Origin of the sequence: Streptococcus sp. 2741 (genome assembly GCF_013276315.1) — a bacterium.
Classification (GTDB): domain Bacteria; phylum Bacillota; class Bacilli; order Lactobacillales; family Streptococcaceae; genus Streptococcus; species Streptococcus pseudopneumoniae.
The window spans coordinates 1-25,766 of the sequence record NZ_VMKU01000089.1 but is presented as its reverse complement, the minus strand read 5'-3'; the positions used below and the strand labels follow the sequence as shown (position 1 = coordinate 25,766).

General features: G+C 38.3%; 19 protein-coding genes and 3 pseudogenes. 2 read left to right on the top strand and 20 right to left on the bottom strand.

Annotation, left to right across the window (positions count from 1 at the left end; genetic code table 11):
* The 10 genes and pseudogenes from HT671_RS08705 to HT671_RS08660 form a co-directional block, all read right to left on the bottom strand.
* The coding region (locus HT671_RS08705; RefSeq protein ID WP_240148173.1) for a transposase at nt 1-129 on the bottom strand (129 nt) is incomplete at its 3' end.
* A gap of 209 nt (nt 130-338) precedes the next feature.
* Complete coding sequence (locus HT671_RS08700) at nt 339-5,132, bottom strand: S8 family serine peptidase (RefSeq protein WP_172923129.1); 4,794 nt, start codon at nt 5,130-5,132, stop codon at nt 339-341.
* A 469-nt stretch (nt 5,133-5,601) separates the two neighbouring features.
* Nucleotides 5,602-5,811: pseudogene (locus HT671_RS08695) on the bottom strand (transposase domain-containing protein); the annotation flags it as partial.
* A 191-nt stretch (nt 5,812-6,002) separates the two neighbouring features.
* Nucleotides 6,003-7,730, bottom strand: a complete 1,728-nt coding sequence (gene ezrA, locus HT671_RS08690) for a septation ring formation regulator EzrA (RefSeq protein ID WP_000064834.1) — start codon at nt 7,728-7,730, stop codon at nt 6,003-6,005.
* Nucleotides 7,731-7,811: 81 nt separating this feature from the next.
* Nucleotides 7,812-9,758 (bottom strand): DNA topoisomerase (ATP-hydrolyzing) subunit B, encoded by a 1,947-nt coding sequence (gyrB, locus tag HT671_RS08685; protein WP_050208456.1) that lies wholly within the window; start codon nt 9,756-9,758, stop codon nt 7,812-7,814.
* Between the two features lie 14 nt (nt 9,759-9,772).
* Nucleotides 9,773-10,336, bottom strand: coding sequence for an HAD family hydrolase (locus HT671_RS08680; protein WP_031222428.1), 564 nt, complete (start codon nt 10,334-10,336; stop codon nt 9,773-9,775).
* A gap of 84 nt (nt 10,337-10,420) precedes the next feature.
* On the bottom strand, nt 10,421-10,975 hold the full coding sequence (locus HT671_RS08675; RefSeq protein WP_023938224.1) for a DJ-1 family glyoxalase III: 555 nt from the start codon (nt 10,973-10,975) through the stop codon (nt 10,421-10,423).
* Between the two features lie 10 nt (nt 10,976-10,985).
* Nucleotides 10,986-12,209 carry an FtsW/RodA/SpoVE family cell cycle protein gene (locus tag HT671_RS08670; protein WP_172923128.1) on the bottom strand — a complete coding sequence of 408 codons (1,224 nt, stop codon included), beginning with the start codon at nt 12,207-12,209 and terminating at the stop codon, nt 10,986-10,988.
* 36 nt (nt 12,210-12,245) lie between these two features.
* Complete coding sequence (locus HT671_RS08665) at nt 12,246-14,696, bottom strand: bifunctional DnaQ family exonuclease/ATP-dependent helicase (protein WP_101514450.1); 2,451 nt, start codon at nt 14,694-14,696, stop codon at nt 12,246-12,248.
* 199 nt (nt 14,697-14,895) lie between these two features.
* A complete protein-coding gene (locus tag HT671_RS08660; protein ID WP_138703227.1) occupies nt 14,896-15,825 on the bottom strand; it encodes a peptidase U32 family protein in 930 nt (309 codons plus the stop codon).
* A gap of 139 nt (nt 15,826-15,964) precedes the next feature.
* Here HT671_RS08660 and HT671_RS08655 point away from each other — a divergent pair, with 139 nt between their 5' ends.
* Nucleotides 15,965-16,252, top strand: coding sequence for a DUF3270 domain-containing protein (locus HT671_RS08655; protein ID WP_023933508.1), 288 nt, complete (start codon nt 15,965-15,967; stop codon nt 16,250-16,252).
* 169 nt (nt 16,253-16,421) lie between these two features.
* Here HT671_RS08655 and ciaH read toward each other — a convergent pair whose 3' ends face one another.
* The 10 genes and pseudogenes from ciaH to HT671_RS08605 all read right to left on the bottom strand — a co-directional run.
* Complete coding sequence (ciaH, locus tag HT671_RS08650; protein ID WP_023938233.1) at nt 16,422-17,756, bottom strand: two-component system sensor histidine kinase CiaH; 1,335 nt, start codon at nt 17,754-17,756, stop codon at nt 16,422-16,424.
* Nucleotides 17,746-18,420, bottom strand: a complete 675-nt coding sequence (ciaR, locus tag HT671_RS08645; RefSeq protein WP_000590639.1) for a two-component system response regulator CiaR — start codon at nt 18,418-18,420, stop codon at nt 17,746-17,748. The genes ciaH and ciaR overlap by 11 nt, the downstream gene beginning before the upstream one ends.
* Before the next feature lie 108 nt (nt 18,421-18,528).
* Nucleotides 18,529-21,075: a M1 family metallopeptidase gene (locus HT671_RS08640; RefSeq protein WP_138703228.1), complete on the bottom strand. Its 2,547-nt coding sequence runs from the start codon at nt 21,073-21,075 to the stop codon at nt 18,529-18,531.
* 122 nt (nt 21,076-21,197) lie between these two features.
* On the bottom strand, nt 21,198-21,638 hold the full coding sequence (locus HT671_RS08635; RefSeq protein WP_023938236.1) for an ASCH domain-containing protein: 441 nt from the start codon (nt 21,636-21,638) through the stop codon (nt 21,198-21,200).
* Complete coding sequence (locus HT671_RS08630; protein WP_166735453.1) at nt 21,613-22,482, bottom strand: putative PEP-binding protein; 870 nt, start codon at nt 22,480-22,482, stop codon at nt 21,613-21,615. Before HT671_RS08630 ends, HT671_RS08635 begins: the two co-directional genes overlap by 26 nt.
* Before the next feature lie 41 nt (nt 22,483-22,523).
* Nucleotides 22,524-23,252, bottom strand: a complete 729-nt coding sequence (locus tag HT671_RS08625; RefSeq protein ID WP_138703230.1) for a GNAT family N-acetyltransferase — start codon at nt 23,250-23,252, stop codon at nt 22,524-22,526.
* Between the two features lie 7 nt (nt 23,253-23,259).
* Nucleotides 23,260-23,739, bottom strand: coding sequence for an NUDIX hydrolase (locus tag HT671_RS08620; protein ID WP_000453250.1), 480 nt, complete (start codon nt 23,737-23,739; stop codon nt 23,260-23,262).
* A 9-nt stretch (nt 23,740-23,748) separates the two neighbouring features.
* The gene (locus tag HT671_RS08615; protein WP_000198454.1) at nt 23,749-24,447 is read right to left on the bottom strand and encodes a 3-oxoacyl-ACP reductase; all 699 of its coding nucleotides are present in this window, start codon (nt 24,445-24,447) and stop codon (nt 23,749-23,751) included.
* Nucleotides 24,440-24,676 carry a DUF2829 domain-containing protein gene (locus HT671_RS08610; RefSeq protein WP_000141913.1) on the bottom strand — a complete coding sequence of 79 codons (237 nt, stop codon included), beginning with the start codon at nt 24,674-24,676 and terminating at the stop codon, nt 24,440-24,442. The genes HT671_RS08615 and HT671_RS08610 overlap by 8 nt, the downstream gene beginning before the upstream one ends.
* 99 nt (nt 24,677-24,775) lie before the next feature.
* Nucleotides 24,776-25,576, bottom strand: a pseudogene (locus HT671_RS08605) (aldo/keto reductase); the annotation flags it as partial.
* A 38-nt stretch (nt 25,577-25,614) separates the two neighbouring features.
* Between HT671_RS08605 and HT671_RS11725 the strand changes: the two are divergent.
* Nucleotides 25,615-25,766: pseudogene (locus HT671_RS11725) on the top strand (IS630 family transposase); the annotation flags it as partial.

Sequence of the window (25,766 nt, the reverse complement as noted above, 5' to 3'; positions counted from 1 at the left end):
ACGTAAGTTCTTTTCCCACATGAAGAGAGTTCTGACGCCAACATCAAAAACCTTGGCTGCCTCGACATGGCTGTGCCCCTCTTTGATGGAATCTAATGCTCGCTGTTTAAAATCTGTACTATATGCCATAGCTTTATTATAACATGCTTGTTTGAAACTAAGCAACTATACTATAATTTGAATCCTTTTGCTCACGATACTACTATAGAAATCAAGCATGAGTAAAACCAGTGGAACTTACCCTGACACGGAATTCCACTGGTTTTTATGATTTTTCTCAGACTAACTTCCAATTCTACTAGCGGTGGAACTTACTTTGGGAATTTAGCTTGTATTCTCTACTCACTTTTTGAAAAAGTTACAAGTCCAATAACTGACAACAAGAGAGAAATTCCAGAAATACTTAGCATAATAGAAATCATGTTATTCTCACCAGTGGCTGGTAACTGTTTTCCTTCTTTGATGACTGTAGCTAAAAGCACTTGTTGATCACTTCCAGCTAGTGTTTTATTCTCATGCTTAGCTTCTATATTGGAATGATGTATTGTAATTGATGTAGCTTTCTCAATTTTATCATTGCTAATTGAAGGCTTAATAGTTGAGACTTGTCTATTTTGACTTACTAATTTAACAGGTTGCACTTGAGAAACTGGCTTGATCGTTACAACTGGTTTAGCTGGAATAACTGGATTAACTGGTGCAACTGCTTTAGTTGGATCAACCGGCTTAACTGGTACAACTGGTTTGGTTGGGATCTCTACTTTATTAGCCTTAAGTTTTACAACCGTTTCTTTTAGAGCTTTGATTACTTCATTAATTTCTTCTTGACTAGCTTCTGCATTTTCCAAAAGTAGCTTAGCTTTGTTGAAAATAAGATGATATGCATCTTTCTCCTCTTTGCTAGCTGTCAAAAATCTTGGATCTTTTTCTTGGAACTTCACTTCATCCTCGATAACATTCTTTAGGCTCATAAAATCTGTTTCTTTCCCATTCAGCTGGTCTTGAGCTTGCAAGAAAGTGGTCAACAGACGGTCAATTTCATCTTGAGTTATCAAATCTTTTGTAATTAATAATGCCAAGAGTTTAAATTCACGATCATATTGACCTTTGCGTTCTTGATCAGAATTTATATATTTACCTTTTTTAACTGTCTCAGCATATGCTTTAATGGCATTCTTCAATGATGTGATATCAGATTCCTTACCATCCAATGTTTGCATAGCAGACTCTAAAGCCTTAACAATTTGGTCAATTTTATCTTGGTTAAGTTTACTTCCTAATGCTAGTTGCGCATCTTTGACACTTTGCTCAAACATCTCTTTTAAATTCTGTTTTGTATTATAATATCTTGGAGTTTTAACTACTTCCATTTGTTTATTTAAAGCTGCAATCAGAGCTAACTTAGAAACAACTGAAAGTGACAAAACATTATTTTTACCAAACAGAACTTTAAATGGTTGAAGATTATCAAGTAATTCATAACCGTTTGACAGATTTACAAGAACTTTATATTCACCAGTAACCACTTTCTTACCATAAGAATGTTTACCATATGTTTCAGCTGGCAAGACTTGACTCTGACCGTCTTCACCTACTAAAGTAATCATTGTAGTTCCAGGAACAGCTTGATTAAAGCCAACTGTTACTGGGGCATATTTCATTTTGTTAGCCAAGAAGGTAATAGTTTGAAAACTATTTTCTTTCGTTAAATCAAATTCCTTAGATAGAGCACTCACAAATTTCAACTCTGTACGATCATAGCTAAAAATTTCTGCAACATAATGCCCAAATTTCAAGAAATTAATATCTTTTGACTTATCAACGGTTACATATTGACCTTCGCTATTTTTAATGCGATAAACATAAGTTGTATCAATCTCATCATTGGTTTTATTGTTTAGTATAGCAATTTTTACACGACCACTATTTTCTTCACCTACAAGATCTTTGAGAGATATAAAATCTACATTTCCCGCAAAGTCTTCCACATAATAGAAGATTTTCGATTTATCAATGTTCTTAGGAAGTGTATAACTACCATCTTCATTTTGTTTGATAATCTGATACTGTTCGATTTCTGAATCTGCCGCCTCTCTATTTTCAGAAGGACGAATATAAAAGACTTTTTCTAGAAGAATTCCGCCATTTCCGACATCCTGAGGTTTACGAGCTATAAATTGTTCTTGATTTTTTTGAGAACGAATATATCCCGAAGTAATCAGAGGTTTTTGTGTATCGATTTGAATTTTAAATATTGTGTATTGTTCTTCAGCTCCAGGGACATCTGGCTTATAACTAATAACATAGTCATAAATTCCATCAGAGACTCGATTTCCATTAGAATCCTGTCCTCCCCAAGCTGTTTTATCTACAATGTAACTTCTTGGATTTCTAGTATCGCCATCAAAATAATTTTTCACAAGGTCTGTTGGACGACTTTGCCAAATAGGCTGACTGTGTGTTGTATCCGAAGAATCATAAACAGTTGCACGAAGATTTACCAAGTTTCTATAGACAAGAGTTTTAAATTGAACAGAATCTTTATTACCATCATCGTTCGGCGAGATAGCAAGGCGAACATTACCCTTTTCATCTAATTGAAGATGGTATTTTCCTTCATCATCTTGTTTCACTCCGAGTACAGTCACTCGATTTCCTTGACGCTCTGCTTTTAAAACATTTACATCATTTTCAGAACTTGTTAAATAAGTTACATCGTCTGAAGGTGAAATTCCTGGATTATCTTTATCAATTTCAGAGTAAAATCCACTGTTTCCTTCCTTAATCAATTGATAAATTGGTTTTTCAATTGCAGGTAGATTTTGGAATTCTCCCTTAAATCCCATAAATGGTAAACCAATAACAGAACCATCATCTGCAGGATTGACAAATCTAACAAATCCTTCTAGAAAATAACCATTTGGCATTATTTTGCTAAGTTCTTCAGTAAACTTACTTGTATCTACACTAACTGTTACTGTCTTCGTACTATGAGCTTTCACAGTTACTTCGGGCCAAACTGTTTCAGTTAGTTTTCGTGGACGGAGAGTGAATTTTCCTTCTTCAACTTCGTCCGTATTTGTATTTACAATCATCTTCAATGTTCGGTCTTTATCCGAAATATTATGAATTGTAACTTCAAAGGTAAATTTATCACCAACATTACCAAGAGTAACACTTGGATAATTATTTGCACCTGTTACAAATAGATCTGTGCTTGTTGCCGCCATCGTGTCAACTACGCCAGCACCTTGGTGACGTGGAGAAGTATAGGCTCCAGTTTGTTTATTAAAATGTGGTTTTGCAGTAGACATAATTAAAGCTTTTACAATCTCTGAAATTTGACTAGCTGATAATTCAGGATGTTTCTTTGCTAAATATTCTTTGACTAATGCTGCGACACCAGCTACATGAGGGGCCGCCATACTTGTTCCACTTATACTTCCATAACTATTGTCGTTAAATGATGAATAGATATTTCCACCAGGTGCAGTAACATCTGGTTTCAATTGTCCATCTGTTGTAACTCCCCAACTTGAAAAATCTGACAATTGGTCTGCAACATCTGATTTACGATTATCCATCTTGTGATTAAAGACAATTTTATACTGACCAGACTTAAGAATTTCACCATAATATTTTGAAATAAAGACAGATGGGATTTTCTTAGCATCACCTGTAACAGACATACTAACATTTGCACCTTCAACGTTGTTATAAATTAAAACTCCAGCTGCACCGTGTTGAAGAGCATTTTTAATCTTATCAGAGAAATGGATTTTACCACGTTGAATCAGTGCTAACTTACCTCTTACATCAATATTAGCAAAATCTTCTTCACGACCAATACCCGTTGCTACATATTCGTATTCTTTCCCTTTTTCAAAATCTTTTTCTGTTTCAGGTCTATTAAAATCAAACTTACCATAATCAAGGATAGCGTCATTTTCTAAACCTTTTACTTCAAAGACTTCAGTAGTTAGAATTTTATTATTAATCGAAGCAACAGAAATTGAATCTTCTACTGTAGAGGGATTTCCGACGAGACCATAATCAGGATTTTCTGCTAATGGTTGTGAAAAACCTCTACCGAAAGTATTGCTATTACCAGCAGCAATAACAACAGATACTCCTTTAGTGCGTGCTCTTTTTACTGCTTCAATAATATCTGAACCCGCATCTACAGTTGAACCCGCACCTGCACCCAAACTCATATTGATCACATCCGCACCTAACGCAACTGCGTCATCAACGGCTTTTACATAGAGGGCAGAGGCTGTAGTTTTATCTCTATCTGAAAAAACTCTCATAAACATAATTTGAGCTTCTGGCGCCACCCCATAAACCTTCTCAGAATTCGGGGCTTTATTAATTGGATTTCCAGCTACAATACCAGTAACGTGCATTCCATGAGACTCTTTTTCAGCCTCTTTTATATTATCAGTTCCATCAAAGTAATCATAAGCATATACTACCTTGTCACTGTACCATTTTCCATAGTCAATACCGGCAGCTTTTTTAGCTTTTTCGATATCATCCTGATTTTTAAATTTCGCCTTTGACGGATCAGAAATACGCAGAACTTCATGATTCAAATCAAGGCCTGAATCTATAACAGCGACTACAGTTCCTTGCCCTTTGTGTCCTGCTTCCCATGTTTTAGGGACAGTAATCATTTCATTACTGGAGATACTATTTGGCTTTTCTTTATGTCCACTTTGAGATAACGACTGTGATTGTGAACTTTCGGAAGAAGAACTTCTTTCTACTGCTGATTCTTCCTTCTTCTCTTCACTTTTTATAGCAGTCTTTTCTTTCTGTGTGATTACATTCTTGTCTGACTTATTATCTCTATATTCTATAGAATCATCTTGTTTTACTGACGCTGTCGCTTCTGTTTTTTCCTTTGAAGAAGAATCTAGAGCATTCTTGTCAGCCGTGACTGACGGTGCGAGCTTATTTGAATCATCTAATTTATTAATTATTACTGCATGTGTAACTTGATTGGATGTTTCAAATTTCCCCTCAGCAGCACTAACCTGTACTAAAGCAAATCTGCATGCAAAGACCGATAGCAGAAAAATCGTTGCTATTTGGTACTTTTTATGACAAAAATCTTTGCAGTCTCCCATAAAATCACTCCTTTTTATTTAAATTAAAAGTATTATATCCTAAATTATCTGAAAATTCTATCAAAAACTTATTTTGTAACAAAATTGTAATATTAATCACTCTTCTCATGTAATTTAAACATAAAGAAATTTAATCTCGATTAATACAAGACTAAATTTCTTTATTAAATAATTACTTTCCATTCAATTACTCATTAAGCAAAAACCTTACTAATCACGGTCATAGAATAGTTCATGTGCTTTTATAGTAGATTGAAACTAGAATAGTACACCTCTACTTCTAAAACATTGTTAGAAATCGATTTGACTGTCCTGATCGATTTGTCCTATTCTTATTTCATTTTACTATAATCGTGAATTAAGCATTTCAGGAACTGTGACAAACGTAACCGTACAATAACGAAGTCTATTGAAAAATCTCCAGATTAGTGAACTTAGCGATAGTTCCTAATCTGGAGATTTCTTATTTTCACCTTTCTTGTACAACTTTAGTCCATGGTAAATAAGCCTCTAAAACCTCTTTGTTTACGAGAGTTTCCTCGTTTGGAAGACATTCTAGAAGATAGGATAGATATTTCTCGCTATTTAGTTGATGACGTTTAGCTGTTTCCAACAAACTCATAATAATAGCTGTTGCTTTAGCTCCTTCAAAACTTTGAGAAAACAACCACCCTCGCTTTTTAAAATTTAGCTTAGGCTAAAAGAGTCCACTGGACTCTTTTACTCCGTCCCATTTTAGCGTGACTACCACGCTTTGTTCTATCTTTCTTCATATTTAAATAATATCAAAACCAAGCATTAATTTCAATGATAAATAAGTAAACTCATGGCTTTTGAGTAAAGAAAAAAGCTTAGAATGAACTAAGCTTTTTAAAAACGAATCGTTTCACGTGTTTTCTCATATGAGGTAACAAAGCGATTGGTTACACCAGGCTCTGCCACTTCCAATGCTTGAGAAATCTTGTCAAATGAAGCGTGATAATCAAATTCTTTTTCAAAAATATCTAAAGCTTCGTTAAATGCTTCTTGAATGCGTTCATCAAATGAGCGATAGCGGTTAGAATATTGCAAGAGTTGCTCTGTTAAGGTTGCATATTGTACAATATTATAAGTTTCCATTTCTAAAGCTTCCATATCATTCGTTGCAATTTCAAGAACTCGGGTAACAGATTCAATGTTAATCATTTTCTGTTCTAACTCAACCATTAAATCCTCGGTATTATTGCTTGCCGTAAAGAATAATTTCAAGAAAGTTTGTGGAATACCTGGCAGATTGCGTTTTTCCATGTATCGCTTGATAGTATGGAGACGATTGACATAAACATTGGACTTTTGACGTGCATTGATATCATCTTTCTCAATTTGTGTCAGGCGCTCACTAACTGAAATTTGCTCATCTTCAATATCTTTTAGTTGAGTTTGTAAATCCTCAAGATTTTCTTCAAGAACTGAATAAGCTTGGGTTGGTTCTTCTTGATTTGAAGTTACCTCAACAATAGCTGCCTCAAAACTCTCTAATTCTGTCTGAATACGACGAACATGGCTTGCAGCTGTCTCAGGAAGTAAATAGGTCTTGTTCAAACGTGCAATATCTTCTCCCAATAAAGTATTATTCTCTTTCATATGTTGAAGGTAAGTTGGAAGAGTTGCAAGTAGATTCTCCACTACTTTCTGAGCAGCAATTTCTCGAGTAAAAATATCATACAAAGCATTGATTTCCTCTTGTGCCTGTCCATTCTCATATTCGGCATTATCCAATTCCAACTGGCGAATATTCTCTTGGTTTTTCTTGAATGCTTCATAAAGCAAGTGGAAACGTGCTTCAATATCCGTTTCAACAAAATGATAATTAGCATCAATTAGTTTACGATAACCGGCTTCCAAATCCTGTAATTGATCTGGCAATTCTGTAGAAAGCGTCGTAACCAAGGCTGGAACACGATCCACAATATGACTTAAGGCCAAAATGTGATTTTCTGTATTATCCAAAATCACTGCGGCTTCCACAGGGTCACCCGATGAATTCAAGGTTACAAATTGTGAAAATTCAGATTGGATATTTTCTAATTGTTTTTCAATTTCATCCAAGGCTTGACCATACTGTTCTGAATTTTCAGCAACTCTATGCTGAAGTTCCTCAAATAAATCCAAAGCATGAAGAACACGACCACTATTTTTAGATTCTTGCTTCTCTAAGTCTGCCAAAGCATTGCGAATTTCAGCAATATCTTCTTCAATCAAAGTAATTTGACTCTCAATTTGGTCAATTTGATGACTGGCCTTGAGAAAACGAAATGAATGGTTATAGCCTTCTGCTTCAAAGAGATTATTTTCAATATCGGCAAAAGAGTTGAGAGATAAATCGACCCATTTTTGATTCCATTCACGGAAAGCCACTTGACTTTGTCCAATCAAGTGCATATTTTTTACAGCTTCTACTTCATCATTTACTGGAAGATTGTATAGTTCTTCTTTTCTTTCTTCTAGCGCCTCTAATCTCCCCTCGTTTCGCTTACGTAGAAAGATTGCTACTACATAAGCCAGAACTAAAATGACTGCAATTGCAACCATTAAATAAATTAGTTGTCCATTAGACATATCAAACTCCTTTTTTACTTGAAACAATCGTAACGATTATATCATATTTTTTAGACCAAGGGAACTACTTCTCCCTATTTTTTAGACATCAAGTGTACTATAGACAGCATTTTCTTCGATAAACTCACGACGAGGCTCTACTCGATCCCCCATCAACATATCAAAGATTTTATCTGCTTCTGCAGCATCATCTACAGAAACTCTAGCCATCAAGCGATGTTCGGGATCCATGGTTGTTTCCCACAGCTGATGATCGTCCATTTCACCTAGCCCCTTATAACGCTGAATAGTCGGTTTGGTACGACCTTCACTATAACGGGCTAAAGCTTCTTGGAGTTTGATTTCTTGATCTGCACCCGGCTGGATATATTCTTTAATCTCGCTTCCAACCTTGACACCATAGATTGGTGGTTGGGCAATATAAACATAACCAGCTTCTAGGATTGGTTTCATATAACGATAAATCAAGGTTAAAAGAAGGGTACGAATATGGGCTCCATCGACATCGGCATCGGTCATCAAAACGAGTTTTTGGTAACGGGCTTTCGAAACATCAAATTCTGCGCCAAATCCTGTTCCCATGGCTGTGAAAAGACTACGAATTTCTTCGTTAGCTAGAATCTTATCCATACTTGCTTTTTCAACGTTCAAAATCTTACCGCGAATTGGAAGGATAGCCTGAAACTCACGGTTACGACCAGATTTGGCTGATCCACCAGCTGAGTCTCCTTCGACGATGAAGAGTTCTGTTTCAGCAGGATTGTTAGAAGAACAGTCTGCTAGTTTCCCTGGAAGGTTGGAAATTTCCAAACCAGATTTTTTACGAGTGACTTCACGCGCACGCTTGGCAGCCACACGAGCCTTGGCAGCCAAAATCCCTTTTTCCACGATACGCTTGGCAATCTGTGGATTTTCCATGAGGAAATCGGAGAAGGCTTCACTGAAGAGGCGATTGGTAATCTTGACCACTTCGCTATTTCCCAATTTGGTCTTGGTTTGTCCTTCAAACTGTGGATTTGGGTGTTTAACTGAGATAACTGCAGTTAATCCTTCGCGGACATCTTCCCCAGTTAAATTATCTTCATTGTCTTTCAGTAACTTATTCTTACGAGCATAATCGTTGATAACACGTGTCAAGGCTGTACGGAAACCTTGTTCATGCGTTCCACCTTCATGGGTATGAATATTATTGGCGAAACTCATGACATTTTCATGGTAACCAGTTGTGTACTGCATGGCTACCTCAACTGTGATATCATCCATCTCACCGTCTGTATAGATTGGTGTATCAAAGATTACATCCTTGTTCTCGTTGATATATTCAACGTAACTAGCAATCCCACCTTCATAATGATAATGCTTGGTTTGTTCCAAACCTTCACGCTTATCTGTAATTGAAATTTGAAGACCGCGATTTAGAAAGGCCAACTCTTGAATCCGTTTATTTAATTTATCAAAATCAAAGATTGTTGTTTCAGTGAAGATTTTTGGGTCCGGTGTGAAGTGAACCGTTGTTCCTGTTTTATCCGTATCTCCAACTATTTCAAGATCTGCGACAACATGACCACGACGGTATTCTTGGTAATGAATCTTACCATTTTTGTGAACATGAACGTCTAATTGAGTTGAAAGGGCATTAACAACTGACGACCCCACGCCGTGAAGACCACCTGAAACCTTGTATCCGCCACCGCCAAATTTTCCTCCAGCGTGAAGGACAGTAAAGACAGTCTCAACGGCAGGTCGACCTGTTTTTTCCTGAATATCGACTGGAATACCACGCCCATTATCCACAACAGTAATCGAATCATCTGGCTCAATAAAAACTTGAATATGGCTGGCAAATCCTGCCAAGGCCTCGTCAATTGAGTTATCAACAATTTCCCAGACTAGATGGTGAAGACCTTCTTTTGAGGTTGATCCAATGTACATCCCTGGACGCATACGAACAGCCTCTAAGCCCTCTAAAACTTGAATTTGACTGGCATCATAATCCTGTGCCTGCAGATTTTTGATTTCTTCTGTCATCTTATTCCTTTTTCTTACATGTCTAATACTTGTCTTAAATTCACGATACTGGTAAACAAGTGGGTATCAAGTCCTGCAGCTTGACCTGCTTCGATATCAATCGGTCGATCACCAATGACAAGACCTGAGCTAATCTGATACTTTTTTCTTAAATAAAGCACGGACTCGGGATTTGGCTTTCTCTTAAAGCCTGAGCTAGAAGTCACCACTTCTGTAAAATAAGCTGCTATAGAGGTTTTTTCTAAAATTTCCAAAACCTGATTATTTCGATGAGAGACCAAAAAATGACGGCCACCTTGATTTGAAATGTCTTCCAATAGGTCAAAAACTCCTTCAAATAAAATCGGGTGTTCAAGCTCTCTGGCTTCATTTTCCTTGTACTTTTCTAAAAAATTCTCTAAATTGGGAGCGAATGTCTCAATCGCCAAATCAGTAGAAACCTTTAAAGCTTGATAGACACTGTCATGGTCTTGTATAATGCCATACAGTGCCAATGTTTCAACAAATGCAGCTGTTGAAATTTCATAATTATCCAGTAAAGTTCCACCTAAATCCCAGATATAATCGTGATATTTCATACCCTTCATTATAGCATTTTTTTATGAAAAAAGCGATGATTTCCCTGATTTTTCCACATAAAAAACGAGAGAATAACTCCCGTTTTACTGATTTTTACCAAAGACATCTCGATAGAGCATTCCTGTTCGTAAAGTCTCTGCGTCTCCTCCTAGTTGCTCTACCAACTCGTAGGCAAAGGCAAGGGCTGTCGAGGGACCTCGACTGGTTGTCAAGTGACCATCTACCACTACTGTTTCCTTGACGTAGTGACCATCAAGGATTTGCTCTTGAACACCATCATAACAAGTGTACTGCTTGTTTTTCAATACCCCTGCTTGATTGAGGGCAATTGGTGCCGCACAAATGGCTGCTAGTTTCTTCCCTTCTTGCTCGAATCTTTGCAACTCTTGAATCAAGGCCTGATTATCGCGCAAATGTGCAGAACCAGGCATACCGCCAGGAAGAACAATCATGTCATAGTCTGATAAATCTCCATCAAAGACATGATTTGCTCTTACTTGGATTGCATGCGAACCCGTTACTTGCTTTTCAAAACCAACCATATCACAAGTAATATTTGAACGACGCAAGACATCTACAACTGTCAAAGCTTCAATTTCTTCAAAGCCCTGAGCTAACATAACTGCTACTTTTACCATGATTTTCTCCTTATTTGATTTGTTTTAATACAAGCTTTTTCCGCTTGAATGGAACTTTTCCGCTCTTTTCTTCAGCTAGATTTGTCTGGTAACTCATCGATAAAAGCAAACCAACACCAATCAGATTACTGATAATAGCCGATCCCCCTTGCGAAATGAAAGGCAGTGGAATCCCGGTCAAAGGAAGCAAGCCCGTTACAGCACCGATATTTTCAAAAATGTGGAAGAGCAACATCATAATCAAACCAGTGGAAATATAGGTGTAGAACTGGTTATTTGATTTGAGAGTAATCTTCAACATACGGTAAATCAACATGAGGTAAAGGACAATAACCAGGACAGAGCCAATAAAGCCAAAATCTTCTGCAATGACCGTGAAAATCATATCTGACTCACGAACTGGAATAAGCAGATTTGAAGTATTAAAACCTTGGCCAAATAAACCACCGCTCCCAATGGCAATCTGCCCTTGAGCCTGCTGGTAAGTCGTTGTTTGGGCAAACTCAAAGGGATTGAGCCAAGCCAAAATCCGATTGATTTGGTAGGTCGGCATTCCAATCTGGTGAAGAAAAGCTCGTCCGTCCTTGCTAATAAAGATGGCTAAGAAACCAGCAACTCCTGTTACAGCAGTCACAAATACTGGGATAATAATTTTCCAAGAAACCCCTGATAATAAAACGATTCCTGAGAAAATGGCTACAAAAACCAAAGCCGTCCCTAAGTCACTTTGAAGTGCTAAAAGAACTAGGACTGGAATAGTAAAGAGAATCATCCAAAAAATTAACAAAAAGTCCAGCGGAACCGTGCGTCTCCATTCCTTATGTTTTTTGGTAAACTGGACAATGACACGAGCCAACATGAGGATATAGGATATCTTCATAAATTCTGACGGCTGGAACAAGGTAACACCATTTACCGATACCCAGTTTTTGGCACCCGTTGATGCAACTAGGCTTGGATTATAAAAGACAATTGGCAAGACCATGAGTCCCAAGCCTAAAATATACAGAAAGGGGGTTACTTTCCAAAGAAATTCTGTATTAAAGAGCATGACCACAAAACCAATCACAAGCCCCAAGGCAATCCAGGCGACCTGCTGCCCTAAAATGGGCAGAATATTGTTTGGATAATCATGACTAACAGCTATATAGATAGCCACCACGCCAATAACCAGTAGAAGAAATACTGGCAATAGCAAACTATAATCGACTCTTGAGTCGAGAGAACGTTTCATATACACTAACCTTATACTTTCATACAATACTATTTATCAAAGTTCATTTAAAAATTTATCAACAGCTTCATCAACTTCGGATCGAGAGACGGTTTTAACAGTCGCTTCTTTTGCTAGAGAAGTCACTATTTGCTTACCATATCGTTTTCCGACAATTCTCCTATCCAAAATAAGAGTTAAAGAACGTTGGTGTTCGCGTCTCATACTTCTTCCCAAAGCCTGTTTTAAACGAATAATGGCCATTGGCAATTGATAATCATAAAAGGCATTTTTCCCTTCTTGAATTAGTTCCTGATTGATCTTTTTCGTCAAGGGCTCTTGGGGATTTTGGAAAGGAAGTCTTGGTACAACTTGAATCACAAAAGGATGACTTGAAAAATCAACTCCCTCCCAGAAACTTGCTGCACCAAGCAAGATTTGTTGTTCTCCTTTTTCAAAGCGCTTCTTTAGCTGATGAACATCCCCATTTTTATACTGAGCCAGATGGCTTACAGGAAGTATGTCTGAAACTGCTAGAAGCATATCTTTAGCGGTAAAGAGAACCAAAATCGGTTGCTGGAAAGCTTGAATTTCCACTAGTAAATCAGCTACCTCTTTGGCATAGACTTCTAAGGAAGTTTCTGTCACCAGAGGGAAATCTTTGACCAAGACCACTTCTTGGTCCTGTTTTCTACGAGCTTCAATCTTAAGAAATTTGGCTTCAGGATAGCCTAACAGGTCTGCCAAAGAAACTCTCTGACTAATCTCAAGAGTAGCCGACACTCCCAAGACTTGACAACTCTCAGGTATTAAAGAGGACAGAAGAATACGGCCAGATTTTGTAGAAGAAATCTGAATTTTCTTTTGACTCGTTTCAGTTGCTTCAAGCCAGTAATCTCGGTCAGCTGTAAAATAGCGGACCAGCTCCTCAAAGCCTTCTACTTCTAATTCTAAAAAATACTGATGGAGATTGGCTAGAGAATCTAAGATATTTTTCCTAGATTTACCAGACTGAAATTGTTCTATCAAGTAGAAGCACTCAAAGCGAATACTTTCTAGTATTCGTTGCTGGACCTTATTTTGCTCCTCCAGTAAGGCCTTATCAAGCAAATCGATAATAGACTGGATATCGTAGGTCTCTTGAAGCAGATTTTCTAAAGCCAACAAAACTTTTTGAACTTCATCGATAATCAGTAAACGGTCACTGACAAATTCAGGATTATCTTCAAGTCTGGTTACAAGATAGGCATGATTGGTCACTAAAAGCTTGCAGGTTTGTGCTCTTTCTTGACTACGTTTCCAAAAATCTTCCGTCACAAATAAGCTTTGAGATGATAAATTCCCGTCATGACGAAGATCTGTTAGAAAATGTTGGTAACGGTAGAGTTGACCAATTTCATCCAAATCCCCCGTTTCTGTCTCTGTCAGCCAGACCAAGACTTGCATTTTAAAGCGTCTAAATAAGCGATTTTCATCATTTTCCTGCAAGGAACGATAAAAGGCATCCAACTTCAAATAATTTTGAGGCCCCTTTAAACTACGAATATCTATATGGAACACTTCCTTGAGACGTTTACCTTCTTCTTCCATGATTTGATTTTGAAGAATCTTTGTCGGAACGCTAAGGACAATCTGACGATTTTCCACTTGGGACAAAGCGGGTAAGAGATAGCCATATGTTTTCCCAATTCCTGTCGGCGCTTGAATTAATGATATAGGCTCATCCTTCAATAACAAACCGACTTCTTTAGCAAAACTCTCTTGCTCCTCCCTCACTTCAAGATTCAACAGAGAAATATTTTTAGAAAAATCTTGAGATAGTTTTCGTGACTCCATGGGATCTGCAGTTTTCTTGAAATACAGTCCTTGAACTTGGACCAAATCTGAAGAACTCAGAATAGATTGGCTGCGATAAATTTCTTCAATAACCAGGTAGGACTCATATAGGAGGGCGTCAGCCATTTCCAGCAAGCGTTCCAAGAGTCCTTTAGGAAGCTGGGTCATCTTTTCCCGTAAAAAAAGAAGTAATTCTGCTGTAGCTTGGGCATCTGAAAGGGCTGTGTGTGCGTGTTTAAGAGGAATTCCTAATTCTCGGCACAATATCGGCAAACTATATTTTTCCAGTTCAGGGAAAAAGACCTGAGCCAATTCGACCGTATCAACACGAGGATTTCTTAGCTCATAACCTTCAAAAAATAAATTTTCCGCCAAAAGATTGGCATCAAACTGAACATTGTGGGCTACAAAAATCCCATCCTCTACCAAGTCAAAGATTTTTCTAGCAACTTGCGAAAAATCAGGTGCTTGCGCCAGACGTTGGTCTGTCAATCCTGTCAGTTCTTTGATATGAGCATCCAAGGGTTCATGTGGATTGACATCCGTCGTATAGTGATCAACGATTTTTCCGTCCTCAATCACGACAATTCCCACTTGGATAATTTTAGCCTTACTACCTGTGCTAGTTGCCTCTAAATCCACCACAACATAGCGATTACCAATCGTTTTCATTATAAAAAATTATACCAAAAAAAGGGCCATTTGGCACCTGCAAACATGTGATAATTTTCAAACTCAAGAAGGTTACTTGTGTTAAAAATCCCAGCAAACAGAGCATCCTAGCCTGCTGATTTTTTTGAAAATATTGGAGAATAAGAAAAATTGAGAGAAGAAATATTTGCATCTTCCTTCTCTCAACGAATCATTTACTTTATTTAACCATGTCAGGATCGTAATCATAAAATCCTGTATCAAGGAAACGGTTTTTAGGATGTAACTTGCGCACTTCTTCATCCAGCAAGAAGGCTTGGTCATGGCTAAAGTTACCCTCTTGGATCAAGCTACGAGCTTGGATAAAGAGTTTTACAATCTCAACAAAGTTCTGACCAGGAGTGTAGAGCCCTTCTAGCTTCCAGTGAGTAAAACCATGCTCTACCAATTCTGTTAATTTGATCATCAAATCAAGGTCATTGTTGGCAAAGATGTGGGTCCTATGATTGTCTTCAAAAATGGAATAGTGACTCTCAGGATCACTTGGCTCAGACAAGAAAAAGTCACGCTTGCGAGTCTTTTCATCATCGATATGTGTAAAGTTATAGTAATTTTGCAAGAGCGGACGTTTAGAATGATGGATGACACTGGCACCGTAAACCAAAACTTCAGCAGGAATTTCCAAAATCTCTGGCATTTTGAAGAGTTCAGCCGATGGAATTTCACGCGCCAAAACAGCTTCAGATGCGCCAGCCTTTTGTCCCCAGAAGTTAATCTGACGACTGCTTGTCACCATAGTTGAAGCATCGTAGATAGTCTTAAAGGAGTAACCATCGCGGTTGACTACGTAAAAGACACCTGCATCCCCAATCGTAATGTAGTCTGTCTTAATTTCTTCCAAGAAATCAAGGAAAGGCTTGATACGGTCCATCATATCTTGGTGCATGAGAGCATTGACCGCAACGAGCAATTCCTTACCAGCATCATGAACCAACTTAGCGATTTCACGCAATTGGTCATGACTAAAGGTTGTTGGCAGACGAAGGCCAAAATCTTTCTCACCGACATAGATACGGTCTACGCCAGCTTCGAGTAGTTGTTCGACTTGTTCAATACTTTCAGCAGTTGCTGTAATGATAATCTTTTCCATAGGAAAAACTATACCACATTTCTAGCAAATCAGCCATGCTTTGAAAATGAAAAGGGACTTTATTCTTTTTGTAACCTTTCTGTAATAATTCTCTGCCGAAAAAATGATAAAATAGGTATGTACTGTTAAGGAGAGAATCATGCCCGTAAGAAAATTACAATCCTATGAGGTAGACTATCAAGAAGAATTAAACCAGCAACTTCCTCATTATCAAGCTTATGCACCTGAAGCACAAGCTGATAGCAATCTCAAAGAAATTTTATTTTTTGTTAATATCGCTGTTTTTTGTATCTGTATTGCTATCTTTAGTTTTATCTTTTTAGCATTAAAATTATCAACTGCTCTTGCCTTTGCCGCAGCAATCGGATCCAGCTTACTTGTTTTAAAAGTTCAACGGTCTATTATCAAACGAAAACGTAGAAAATAAATCCAAAAGAGTCTGGGACAAAAGGATTTTGATTTTAGGAATTCTTTATTATAAGTTTTTAAAATCGATAGATTAGACAAAAAAGCGAACAAAACAGAATTCTGAGTGTCAGATAACTTGTTTTGTTCGCTTTTTATATTTAAGGTTAGACTTTTGCCCCAGACTCTTTTTATTTTTTCTTTTTCGATGGTGTGTGGATGGCAATCTTCACTTCAAAGATTGTTCCCTTGGGTTTATTATCTTTAACAGTAATGGTTCCTTTAAGCGCATCTACAATTTGCTTGGCCAGAGATAATCCTAAACCGAAACCACCTTTTTGACGAGTTCTAGCCTTGTCCACTCGATAAAAACGATCAAAAATTTTCTTTTTATCTTCTGTCGAAATACCGACTCCATTATCAGAAACCAGTAAATACAGATTACGATCGGTCGCCGAGATAAGAAAATCAATTTCACCATCCTCTTCAGTATACTTGACAGCATTATCAAATAGGATAGTCATCAACTGCTTCAAGAGAAGCTGGTCTGTGACAATCGGACGATGGATACGATTTTCAAAACGGAAGACACGATCATTTTCCGAAGCAATCATCTCATAGTTTGTGAAAGTCGTATTGAAAAAACTAGTTGGAACTTCTGCAAGCTCCGGCTTAATCCCATCATCTCTCCGAGCTAAGTTCAGCAAGTTTGTCGTCAAAAAACGCATATTTCGGACTTCTTCCAAACTCGATGCAATACTTTCGCTCACATCCATAATGGTAGCTTCTGGCTTACGGAAAAGGGTCTCTAAGCGATTTTGCAAAACTGCAAGTGGAGTCCGTAACTCATGACTGGCATTTTCCACAAAGGACTGCTGCTTCTGCATGCTCTCAAGCAGGGGTCGAACACTAACCCGAGCTAGATAAAGACTTGCAAGCAAAGACAAAATCCAGAAACTTACCATCACAACGACAATCAATTGCTCATGCTTTTGACTGGCCTGCTCCAACTGACTGGTATTAATCAAGACAGCTGCATACTTGATATTGGTTGAAACCGAACTGATATTGGTTTCCATCAAAATCATGCGATAGATTTCTTCCTGCCCATAGCTATTAAAAACCTGAATCTGGTAGATATGGCCTAGTTCTTTTTTCTCTAACCTAATCTTATCCAAGCCCAAAAATCGATTTCCAGAAAGAAGTTGAGTAAAGTCCTTATCAAAGAGAATGACTTCCGTATTGGAACTGACATTAGGTTTTATTTCTACTTTACTAGCGTCCGCCCTAGCATTTTCTAAATCTTTAATCTCTTCTGTTGCCCTATTCACTGCCAGTTGAATAACTGCTTGAGGATTTTCACTCAGTCCGTGGAGTTTATCATCCACCGAAGTATAGAGACTCGAATGCATGACCTGCAAAATAATCAGAGTCATTGTAGAGAAAATCAGAGTGAAGACACCAAAGTTGCGGATAAAATAACTAAAATCATCCGCATACCATGTTTTTTTTAGTTTACTGAACATCTTTTAAAATATACCCAACACTGCGCAAGGTTTGCAAATTCTCTGCAAAAGTGGTTCCTTTTAATTTCTTACGGACTTTTGAAACATAAACTTCGACAACTGAAATCGTTGTGTCACTATCAAATCCCCATAGACGATCAAAAATCTGCGTCTTAGGCAAAATCACATTTTGATTTTGAAGGAAATAAACCAATAAATCAAACTCTTTCCCCAGTAATTCGACTGGAGTATCTTCAACCTTAACAGTATTGGTTGACAAATTAACTACAATATTTCCATAAGTCAAGGTGTTTTCATTAAACTTACCTGAACGTTTGAGAAGGGCCTGAATCCGCATTTTGAGTTCTTCTAAGTAGAAAGGTTTGGTCAGATAATCATCTGCTCCCAGTTCAAATCCATGTCCCTTGTCATCCAAACTTTCCTTGGCAGTCATGATCAGAACTGGAGTCGTAATCCCCTTTTCACGCAATTCTTTCAAGACTTGGAAGCCATTTTTTTCTGGCAACATCAAATCAAGCAAAATCAAGTCATAGACACCACTTTCAGCTTCGTAGAGACCTTCTTCTCCATCAAATACCTGCATGACATCCGCAAAATCGTCTAAAAAGTCAAATACTGAATTTGACAGGCCTAGGTCATCCTCAACCAATAAGATTTTTATCATGAGAAACTCCTCCTTATTAAAACTATTATACCAAATTTGCCTTAAAAAAAACTCAACTCTCTGCATTTTACATGAGATAGCTGAGTTTTCTTTTTATTTTAGGCTTATTTATGCATTTCCGTATTGAAGAACAACTGCTTCGACTGCAGCTTTTTCACGGCTAATCAAGTCAACACGCGCTGCAATTTCCTTGATTCCCATACCGATGTTACGGCTAAGAGCAAGGTCACAAAGTTGCGGCTCAAAGAACTCCTTGTATTCCGCCAAGCGTTGCTGAGTCTTAAATACATGAGCAGGAAGGATAACAAAGCTATCAAAGCTCATATCTCCACCAAGGGCTGCCTTAATCCAAGCCCAGTTTTCACGCGCCCAAGACCAAGCTGTTTTCTGAGTTGCTTGATGAGCTAGGAATTGGTAATACCAAGCAGACAAGTCCTGTGGTTTGACCACAAATTTGTCCTTCCAAGCAGCAATCAAGGTTTGGATATTGTCCGCATCTGTACTGTATGCAAGAGCTGCTGCCAACTGGCGTTTAAAGACAGCATCTGTTGCATGCGTATAAGTATCAAGATAAAGTGCTAACAAGTCTTTAGTCTCATGATGTTTCATCTCATTAATCAGAACTTGTGAGCGAATAGCTGCTGGGAGTCCTGCAAGATTCTCCTTGTGTGTTGCAAAGATTTGGATAGCGACTTGACTAGCTTCTGCATCATTTGAGCGAATCATCATCGAAACAGCCAGCTGACGAACCAATTCATCCTCATCTGATTCTCCGTCTTTAGCTTCAAAACCAAGACGGTCATAGTTATGACGAGCCAATTTAGCAACCAAGGCTTTGAAGGCTCTTTCAGCATCCGTTCCTTCATCAATAAAGCGCTCAAGGGCTGAAATCACTTGAGAAACAGCTGAAACCACCAGATAAGACTCTTCCTTAGCAAGTTTATCAAGAACTGGAAGCAAGTCTGCATAAGAAATGTGCCCTGCCTCAGCCAACAAACGACGTTCTTGAACAATTTGCAGTTTGCTTGTGTTATCAAGTGTCTCTAGCTCAGCAAGAACAGCTTCTAACAAGTCTCTTTGATAGTCGGTAATATAGTGGGCAGTATTTTCAGTGTTGAGACGAAGAGCTCCTTCATTCTCAGCAAGAAGAGCTGCATAGCCAGGGATTTCGATACTTTCAGTTTCGAGTGTATCAGGCAAGCCTTTCCAGTTGCTATTGAGGGGCACCACCCAGAGACGGTTCTTGTCTTCGTTCTCACCGATGAAGAATTGTTTTTGTGAAATCTTCAAGACATCATTTTCAACTTTGACAGTAAGAACTGGGTAACCAGGCTGTTCCAACCAAGAATCCATGAAAGCTGCGACATCACGGCCAGATGCTTGACCAAGAGCATCCCAAAGGTCACTACCAATGGTATTGCTGTACTGATGTTTTTCAAAGTAGGCATGCAAACCTTTGGCAAAATCGGCATCACCTAGCCAACGACGAAGCATGTGCATGAGACGGCTTCCTTTGGCATAGACGATAGCGCCATCAAAGAGCGTATTGATTTCATCTGGGTGTTTGACTTCGACGTGAACAGACTGAACACCATCAGTCGCATCGCGTTCAAGAGCGTGAGGTACTCCACCTGTTTGGAAATCTTCAAAGATATTCCAGCTTGGCTCAATGGCATCCACACAGACATATTCCATCATGTTAGCAAAGCTTTCATTGAGCCAAAGGTCATCCCACCATTTCATAGTTACGAGGTTACCAAACCATTGGTGAGCCAATTCATGTGCCACAACAAGGGCAACTTGTTGACGACTGGCAAATGTAGAGTTTTCATCTACAATTAAGCAAACTTCACGGTAGGTCACAAGACCCCAGTTTTCCATAGCTCCAGCTGAGAAGTCAGGAAGGGCGATATGGAGAGATTGAGGGATTGGATACTTGACTCCGTAGTAATCTTCGTAAAACTCGATAGAGCGAACGGCAATGTCCAAAGAGAAATCAAGGTTAGAAAGTGGATGTGCTTTGGTAGAGTATACACCAACGAGGGTACCATTCTTAGTTTTAGTGGTCACCCCTTGCAAATCACCAGCAACAAAGGCCAACAAGTAAGAAGACATGCGAGGTGTTGTCTCAAACTTCCAGATACCTGTTTCCTTACGGTTTTCAACATCGATTTCTGGCATGTTTGACAAGGCCAATTCACCTTCTGCTTGGTCAAAGCAAAGAGAGAGGTCAAAAGTTGCTTTGGCTTCAGGCTCATCCACACATGGGAAAGCTTCGCGCGCAAAATGGCTCTCAAACTGAGTAGACAAGACCTCCTTCTTGACTCCATCAACTGTATAATAAGAAGGGTAAATCCCTGTCATGTTGTCTGTAATTTTTCCTGAGAAAGCGATAGCCACTTCAACTTGACCAGCCTCAGCTAATTCAATATGAAGAGCTTCATTGTCATGGTCAACTGTAAATGGACGAGCTTGACCTGCAACTTCTACAGAAGCGATTTCCAAGTCTTTTTGATGAAGGGAAATGCGGTCACTCTGTGCTTGACCAGTGATGGTCACCTTCCCTGAAAACGTCTTGGTCTCACGACTCAAGTCTAAAAATAAATCGTAATGTTCAGGAACAAATTGCTTAATAAAATGTTCAACTGCTTGCATAGTTTTCTCCTATTCTAAGTTTAAGAGCTGCTGCTCTTCTTCAAACAAACTTATTATATCATATTTTGCTTGAGAAAAAAGGATTGGACGGCGATTTCCAAAACTTTCTTCCGTCTAACAGTCTACAGTGGGTAGACCTTGCGAAATTCTTCTAAAACAACCTTGCTTTCAGGTGTAAAAGTCAATCCTGCTTCACCCAAGCAGTCTCTGAAAAAATCCTCATGAACCTGGCGCCAATAGGCTAGGGATTTGTCACCTTCCCCTTCCTTAAAGGCATGATCAGCAGAAACTTGATTGAAGGGCTGGACAGAAACCTTTGTAATTTCAACAATACAGACAGCCTGATTTTGACTATCTAAAATGACATCAAAAGTTCCTTCTTGAGGAAGAGACTCGTCTTCTAGTGCATAGAGATCGTAGGCTGATGCTGTTGCAGTCTTTTCGCCTCTTAAAACCAAATCTGCTAAAAGGTCTGGTTCCACTCCAAAAGACCAAGCATCGATTTCATCTCCGATAGAAGGATTGATTTGTTTGTATTTATTCCACATTTCTTGCGGTGTCATGGGTGCTCCTTTGTAATTTTTTACTTTCTTCTTTTACACGTTCGAGGTGGTCTGGATGGTCAATCTCTAAATTAAAAATCGCTGGAATAGAACTATAGTGGATAATGCACTCAATCCCCATCTGATTCATTTTTTGTATGGAAGAAGTATTCAGATAACCTGCCACAGCAAAGTCAATATTTTTAATTCTTGCTTTATCCTGCATATCTCTTAGCATATCTAACATTATTGGACTTTCCATATCATGCCATTGACTGTTTCTCATAGTCGCAAAAACAAAGGAAGTCAAATCATTCATTCCAACTACAATCTTTGAAATGCCCGTTTCCAGTATACTAGATAAGTCAAAATACGCTGACGGTAATTCAATCATCGTTCCGACTTTCCCAGTAAAGCCATACTGACGCAATACTGTAATAGCTTGTTTTAATTGGTCGGCATCATTGACAAAAGGAAAGATAACAGATAGATTGGGGTTGGTTTGATAAACTTCTGTAACGACATGTGCTTCAGCCTGAAATTCATCCAAACACGCCAGTAAACGCCTGGTTCCTCTATAGCCAAACAAGGGATGCCCTTCGTCAAAAAACTCTTTAGTCCCCACTAAACAATTGGCTTCTGTATTCGTTAATTCAGTAAAACGATACCAAACTTCTTCATCTGAGTACAGGGAGCAGATAGTCTCTAGATAATCTTTTACAAATTGCTGACAACTTGCTAATATGATGTTTTGATTAAGCTCTCTCAACAAATATTCCCCACGAATCATGCCGACGTGGTGAAATAGTTGAGGATAAATTTTTTCAAGAATTTTTTCGCCACTAAGGGCAAGTTGATTTTTCATAGCCATTCACCTCGTCTTAAAAGATACAACATCATATATAATTATATCAAAATTTCCTCTAGTTCAAAAGCTTCATAAGGTTCAGCTAACTCATATCCTAAAAATTCTGCTACTTTTTTGGAAGCCTCATTATGAGCATCCCAAAGTGGAAACATATCCCTATTTAAACTCTCTAGAATCATTGCAGCACCAAGTTTTTTAGCAAATCCATTTCCTTGTTCGTTTGCTCTAGTTGCAACTTCCACTTCAACTGCTTTACGGTAAACTAACCCTGAGGAAATCCCAGCAATCAGTTCATTATTTTTAAGAATCACAAAGCCAAATCCACCTTTTAAAACAAAATCCTGATAGGACTCAAAATCCCCCTGTAAATCCTGTGACCATTCTTCCGTAGAAAAGCAGTTATAAATATGATTATCAATAGGCACAATATTGTAACCTTCCTCTAAATGAGTAACTAGATTATTTAAAAATTCAACTTGAAAATTTGCCTTATCTTTAAAAGAATAGCGAGTAAAAGAATTTAGCCCCACTTTTCGATGCAGAAAATCTTGCCAATTAGTATTTTCTGAAATAATAATCTTATAATCTAAACCATATTTTCTAACAAAATCTTCCCAAAATCTGGAATCCAACTCCCCTGCTAGGTATAGAAAATTCCCAACATCATAAAAGCTTGTTGTCCTATCATTGTTTCGGTAGACAGTTCCAATTTGAGATTTAAGACCATAGAGAACCATATTTTTCTTCCATGTTTTAAATAGTTCCATTATCCTCCTACTTCACCTTCCAATTCATGTAAGAAGTCTTGTCCAGTTCTGGAAGTCCTAATAATTCAGACTTAACCTTCAAGACTAATGGCGATACATTTTCTTCTGTAATCTCTTGAATATCCATCCAAATATATCCAAGTGAATCATTCGCACCATCAGACACAGCTTCCGAAGTCGTAACTTGAGGTGCACTCTCATTCATTTCTACATCATACAAGGCCATGACATGGTGAACCATAAAATTTGTTAACTCTTCTCTGACGAAAACATCGTAGATTCGAGGATTAGAGTAGCTTCTAACAGTAAATCCCGTCTCTTCCATAACTTCTCTAGTCAGCGTTTCCGTCAGTCCTTCACCAAGTTGCTGACTGCCTCCAGGTAGATCATACCGATTTTGATAAGGGCCTCTCGTTTTTTCAATGCAGAGTAACTTCCCATTTTCTAAGCAAACAGCGTAGACTCCAAAGTGTCTTTTGACTTCCATCAGATCCTCCTACTTCAAAGACCAGCCGCCATCTATTGTCAAGATTTGTCCTTGCATGGCGCTTGCTTTTCCACTAGCTAAGCAAAGGCTAAGCTCTGCTATTTCCTCTGGTTCAATCCAGCGCTTGATTGGTGTTTCACTAGCCACCCAGTCAGCTAAGCCTCCTGGCTCAAAATCCGCAGCGGTCATAGCCGTCTTGACTGCTCCTGGAGCGATACCAAAGACCTGAATCCCAGCTTCTGCATAATCTAGAGCCAACTGCTTGGTAAATCCAGCCAAGGCATGCTTAGATGAAGTATAGGCGTGACCACCTCCACCTGCTAGGCTAGAAGCAATGGAGCACATATTGATAATGATTCCTTTTTTATTCTCTAGCATTTGTGTCAAATAATACCGAGTCAACTCTACTGGAGTAACGTAGTTGATTTCAAAAATCTCCTGAATTTCCTGCACTGATTGTTCCAACAGTGGTTTGTAATCATCCAAAACTCCAGCAGTATTGCACAAAACCTCAACCTGAGGACACCAGTCAAAAATAGGTTCCAAGTCCAAGGTCAAATCTCTCTGTAAAAAGTGAAAATCACCCTCTAAGAGTAGATTTTCACCTTGGTCAACTCCATAAACTTGATAGCCCTTCTCTAAAAAGAGTCGAGCCTGAGCCAGACCAATCCCTGAACTTACTCCCGTAATCAATACGCGTCTAGTCATGCACTTCTACCCAATCCGTCGCCAAAACATCACAAGGTGTCGGACTCCACATGGAAAAACCTTCTCCTTCGCCAGAAACGTTGATTAGGAAGTAGGGCGTCACTTCAAGTGCAACCCCATTTTGCTCGATAGTGTCAAAAAGTTGGACATAGTTTTCAGCACCTCCCCAACCAGTTCGTACATATTTTTTCTTAGCCTTTAACCCAGGCAGGATTTCTTCAAAAGTCATGTTATTCTCCTTTAAAATCAATAATTCTTCCCTTCATTATAACAAAAAAACCGCTTTGCAACGGCTTTTTGACTGTGATTTATTTACATCTGCTTCTACTTACGGCAAATTATTCCCTGCTGCAAGATAAATTTCATACCATTCTTTTCTTGTTAAGCTAAAGTTTGCCGCTTGGCTAACTTCTCTCAAGTGATTAGGATTTGTGGTACCTACGACTGCCTGCATTTTTGCTGGATAACGCAATATCCAAGAAATGGCAATAGTTGAAGGGGTTACTCCATATTTAATAGCTAAACGATCAAGTACTTGATTTAAAGCTTGAAATTTCTCATTTCCAACAAAATTCCCTTTAAAATACCCGAATTGTAAGACAGACCAGGCTTGAATGACCACATCGTGTAATTTGCAATATTCAAAAATGCTGCCATCTCGAATAGCTGCTTGACTATCTTCCATATTAACATGAAAACCTGATTCGAATCCTGGAGTAAAAGCCGCACTCAATTGTAGCTGATTAACAGCTAACGGCTGCTTGACATCTTTTTTAAGCAACTCCATCATCATAGGATTTTGATTAGAAACTCCAAAATCTCGAACCTTACCTTGTTTATAAAGGAGATCAAAGGCTTCTGCTACTTGGTCAGATTCCATCAAAGCATCTGGTCGATGAAGAAGCAAGCTATCTAGATGATCAATCTTCAATCTTTGCAAAATACCGTCAACTGATTTTATAATATAGTCCTTAGAAAAATCAAAATAGGTAAATTCTTCAATGCGAATGCCACATTTGGACTGAATCCACATCTTTTCTCTTAAATCTGGACGATTTTTTAGGACAAGACCTAGCAGTTCTTCACAACGACCACGACCATAAATATCAGCCAAGTCGAAAGCATTGATACTATCCTAAAATCAAAAAACATCTTATAATAGTAGTTATGAAACTTACAAACGAAGAAACACAAAAAATTGAACAACTCCTAAGAGATTCATCGTACGCCAAATATCACAAACGTCTACAGATTATTTATTTTCGCTCAAAAGAAAAGAGTTATAAGGAAATCATGGATTTGCTAGATTGCAATAAAAC

Excerpts from the sequence above, each read along its gene's own strand:
- HT671_RS08700 (WP_172923129.1), bottom strand. The coding sequence starts at position 5,132 with ATGGGAGACTGCAAAGATTTTTGTCATAAAAAGTACCAAATAGCAACG.
- ezrA (WP_000064834.1), bottom strand. The coding sequence starts at position 7,730 with ATGTCTAATGGACAACTAATTTATTTAATGGTTGCAATTGCAGTCATT.
- gyrB (WP_050208456.1), bottom strand. The coding sequence starts at position 9,758 with ATGACAGAAGAAATCAAAAATCTGCAGGCACAGGATTATGATGCCAGT.
- HT671_RS08680 (WP_031222428.1), bottom strand. The coding sequence starts at position 10,336 with ATGAAATATCACGATTATATCTGGGATTTAGGTGGAACTTTACTGGAT.
- HT671_RS08675 (WP_023938224.1), bottom strand. The coding sequence starts at position 10,975 with ATGGTAAAAGTAGCAGTTATGTTAGCTCAGGGCTTTGAAGAAATTGAA.
- HT671_RS08670 (WP_172923128.1), bottom strand. The coding sequence starts at position 12,209 with ATGAAACGTTCTCTCGACTCAAGAGTCGATTATAGTTTGCTATTGCCA.
- HT671_RS08665 (WP_101514450.1), bottom strand. The coding sequence starts at position 14,696 with ATGAAAACGATTGGTAATCGCTATGTTGTGGTGGATTTAGAGGCAACT.
- HT671_RS08660 (WP_138703227.1), bottom strand. The coding sequence starts at position 15,825 with ATGGAAAAGATTATCATTACAGCAACTGCTGAAAGTATTGAACAAGTC.
- HT671_RS08655 (WP_023933508.1), top strand. The coding sequence starts at position 15,965 with ATGCCCGTAAGAAAATTACAATCCTATGAGGTAGACTATCAAGAAGAA.
- ciaH (WP_023938233.1), bottom strand. The coding sequence starts at position 17,756 with ATGTTCAGTAAACTAAAAAAAACATGGTATGCGGATGATTTTAGTTAT.
- ciaR (WP_000590639.1), bottom strand. The coding sequence starts at position 18,420 with ATGATAAAAATCTTATTGGTTGAGGATGACCTAGGCCTGTCAAATTCA.
- HT671_RS08640 (WP_138703228.1), bottom strand. The coding sequence starts at position 21,075 with ATGCAAGCAGTTGAACATTTTATTAAGCAATTTGTTCCTGAACATTAC.
- HT671_RS08635 (WP_023938236.1), bottom strand. The coding sequence starts at position 21,638 with ATGACACCGCAAGAAATGTGGAATAAATACAAACAAATCAATCCTTCT.
- HT671_RS08630 (WP_166735453.1), bottom strand. The coding sequence starts at position 22,482 with ATGAAAAATCAACTTGCCCTTAGTGGCGAAAAAATTCTTGAAAAAATT.
- HT671_RS08625 (WP_138703230.1), bottom strand. The coding sequence starts at position 23,252 with ATGGAACTATTTAAAACATGGAAGAAAAATATGGTTCTCTATGGTCTT.
- HT671_RS08620 (WP_000453250.1), bottom strand. The coding sequence starts at position 23,739 with ATGGAAGTCAAAAGACACTTTGGAGTCTACGCTGTTTGCTTAGAAAAT.
- HT671_RS08615 (WP_000198454.1), bottom strand. The coding sequence starts at position 24,447 with ATGACTAGACGCGTATTGATTACGGGAGTAAGTTCAGGGATTGGTCTG.
- HT671_RS08610 (WP_000141913.1), bottom strand. The coding sequence starts at position 24,676 with ATGACTTTTGAAGAAATCCTGCCTGGGTTAAAGGCTAAGAAAAAATAT.